Annotated in this window: 4 protein-coding genes; all 4 read right to left on the bottom strand. The window is 34.2% G+C overall.

What is annotated here, in order from left to right:
* Nucleotides 1-67: 67 nt before the first annotated feature.
* The gene (bshB2, locus tag AC1DTM_RS21165; RefSeq protein ID WP_016105942.1) at nucleotides 68-748 is read right to left on the bottom strand and encodes a bacillithiol biosynthesis deacetylase BshB2; all 681 of its coding nucleotides are present in this window, start codon (nucleotides 746-748) and stop codon (nucleotides 68-70) included.
* 32 nt (nucleotides 749-780) lie between these two features.
* Complete coding sequence (locus tag AC1DTM_RS21160; RefSeq protein ID WP_002066705.1) at nucleotides 781-975, bottom strand: hypothetical protein; 195 nt, start codon at nucleotides 973-975, stop codon at nucleotides 781-783.
* A 224-nt stretch (nucleotides 976-1,199) separates the two neighbouring features.
* Nucleotides 1,200-1,907: a GntR family transcriptional regulator gene (locus AC1DTM_RS21155; RefSeq protein ID WP_002111317.1), complete on the bottom strand. Its 708-nt coding sequence runs from the start codon at nucleotides 1,905-1,907 to the stop codon at nucleotides 1,200-1,202.
* 30 nt (nucleotides 1,908-1,937) lie between these two features.
* A partial coding sequence (locus tag AC1DTM_RS21150) for a glycoside hydrolase family 1 protein (protein WP_477000799.1) occupies nucleotides 1,938-3,143 on the bottom strand: 1,206 nt, incomplete at its 5' end.

Raw genomic sequence — 3,143 nt, 5'->3', positions numbered from 1 at the left:
TCTATATTGTAATAAACCTTTTGATTTTTATATATAAAATACATATAAATCCCCTTCAGTTATAGCACTACATTTTCTTATTCTTTAATGGATATATCCAAAACGGCTCTCTTTCTAACCACTCAACTGTTTCTGGAACACCGTCTTCATACTCTCTTTCCAGCTCATCCACTTTAGTTGCAAATTGTGATGCATGTGTTCGTAATGCCTCTAATTTTTTCGGAACATATTCCGTCACTTCATTTTTAAAATCCGGAGGGCCTATTTCGTCTTCATGATTTTTCGAAAAAGCTACAGCATAAAAGACCGGTCGTTTACTTTCCGAAATATTAGCTAATGCCTCTACTACCGCTGCCCCTGTTGCATCGTGATCTGGATGAACTGCATACCCAGGATAGAAAGAAATAACTACAGAAGGATTCAATTCTTCAATACAGTTTTGAATCAGACTTCTTAATTTTTCAGGCTCTTCAAATTCAAGAGTTTTATCACGATATCCCATCATACGTAAATCTTCAATCCCTAAAATATTTGTAGCTCGCTTTAACTCTTTCTCTCTAATAGCATATAAAGACTCCCGTGTTGCAAAAGGTGGATTCCCCATTGCTCTCCCCATTTCACCAAGTGTTAAGCAAACATAAGTAAGAGGGACTTTCTGCTCAGTATAGGCCAAAATTGTGCCAGCCACGCAATATGACTCATCATCTGGATGCGGGAAAACAACTAAAACGTGGCGCTCATTTTTCATCAATATATTAACTCCTTCATCATATATAAACTCTATAAAATAACGACCGCATACCAAGTAACTCCTACAAGAAGCACTAAAAGAAGAATGATATAGATAGCTGATAAGTTTTTCACATTCCTCTTTGTAGACTTACCGTAATTCTCCTCCACATTTCGTGCAACTAGTACGGTCCCAAACAGTGATACAACTACAATAATAACAACTAGTGAAATCGCAAAACTCATTGTCTTTTCACCTCTCTAAAACCAGTCTATTTAAACAAAGAAGATACATATAAAATGTCMTTCTTAAGGTACAATAAAATACTACCTTTCTTCTCTTATCATAATGGAAGTTTGCGAAAAACGGACCAACCACTTTTAGGTTTTTTTGCTCATCCACTTCAAAATAAAAAGCAACTGATCTCCTAGAATCAGTTGCTTTTTTACAAGGCTAATTATATTCATTTTCACTTAAAATTAATCCGATTTAAAAGTTTGGTCTTTTCATAATGAAACATCGATTGAGATAACTCAAAAATGGTTCCATTTACAAGATGAACTGTATTTTCAATAAGAAGTGCCGGATCACCTTCATTTATTTCTAAAAGCTGTGCATTTTCTTTATTTACTTTTTCACAACTAATAACTTTATCGGCAAAGCCAATATTTAATCGTAAATCTTCAATGAAATAACTGTATACAGAGCTTAATGCTATTTCTTCATTCAAATAAGGAATGATATCCTTTTTGAAATAACTTACTTCAATAGAGAATGGTTTCCCATCTACAATTCTTAAGCGCTTCAAAAAATATAACCTAGTTCCAACTTCACATTGCATCCGCTTTGCTATCTCTTCGTCCGCATCTATTACTTCAAGCTCTAACACTTTCGTTTCAATATTTTGTGAAACGAGGTTTTTCGTTAATCCACGCAAACTGCCTAGATTAATGTAATCTGTTACAGAAGTTTCACGTAAAAACATGCCACTACCTTGCACTTGAAAAATATAGCCTCTATTAACAAGCTGGCTAATCACTTTACGTATCGTATTACGACTTACTTCAAATCGGTTCATCAACGCTTCTTCTGTAGGTAGTTTTTTCGTTTCATTAAAAAGTCCTTCTCGAATGTCTTGCTCTAAAATATCTGCAATTTGTTTATACTTTGCACTCATACACTTTCTCCTAAAATACTCTTTTATCTTTTATAAATTTTCTCCTCTCGTTTCGATAATATGCTTATACCAATGAAACGAAAGTTTCTTCTTACGTTTTAAGTTATCATTATGATCGACAAAAATAAAGCCATATTGCTTTTTATATCCATTTAGCCAACTTAACAAGTCAATAACTGACCATGCATAATAGCCTTTTAAATTAATCCCTTCTTGAATCGCACGCTTCATTACTTTTAAATGCTCTTCAATGAATTTAATTCTCGGAACATCTACAATTTCTCCGTCAATGATTGGATCTTCATCACCTAATCCGTTTTCTGTCACATACATCTTTATGTCACCGTAACGTTCTTTCAACATATGCAATCCATCTAAGAAACCTTCCGGAGATATTTCCCATCCCCATTTTGTATATGTTTTATCTTCCATTTTAACTGTTCGATAAAACCCATCAAAAGAAGGGTTACCCGGAGCAAGTGTTGAGCTTTCTCGAGAATGCTCCTCGCTCTTTATATCCATATCGTATTTTTCTACTCGTATCGGTTGATAATAATTCAAGCCAATAAAATCATTTTTTTCGGCATTTTGTTTAATGATTTCTAATTCTTCAACCGTCCAATTAGGAGTCCATCCTTTTTCCTTTAATTCCTGCACAACATAAGACGGATACTCACCTTTTAAAACTGGATCATAGTACCAATACATTTCATATTCATTCGCATGATTTGCTGCTAGTATATTTTCTTTTTGATCATCCACACTATAAGCAGGTAAGAAAACATGCGTAATCCCAATCTCTCCATATTGTTTCAGCTGCTTGTACACTGCAACTGTTTTTGCATGCGCATAAAATACATAATGAGTCGCTTGAAAGTACTTTGGAACATCATTTTGTATTCCAGGTGGATGTGCACCTTTTAAGTACCCTAATCCACAAAACATCACTGTTTCATTAAAAGTAATCCAATGTTTAACTCTATCACCAAATGCCTTAAAGCAAATCTCTGCGTACTTTACAAAAGCTTCTGCTGTTCGTTTATTCGTCCATCCACCGTCTTTTTCTAAAGTTAATGGTAGATCCCAATGATATAAAGTTACAAACGGTACAATCCCGTATTTTAAACATTCATCAATTAAGTTGTTATAAAATGCTATTCCTTTTTCATTTACCTCTCCATCTCCAGTCGGCAAAATTCTCGCCCAAGAAATAGAAAAACGATACGATTCTAATCC

The organism is Bacillus sp. P4_D3 (assembly GCF_056401855.1).
Note: the sequence above shows the minus strand (reverse complement) of the source record. Positions and strands in the feature narration are given on the sequence as shown.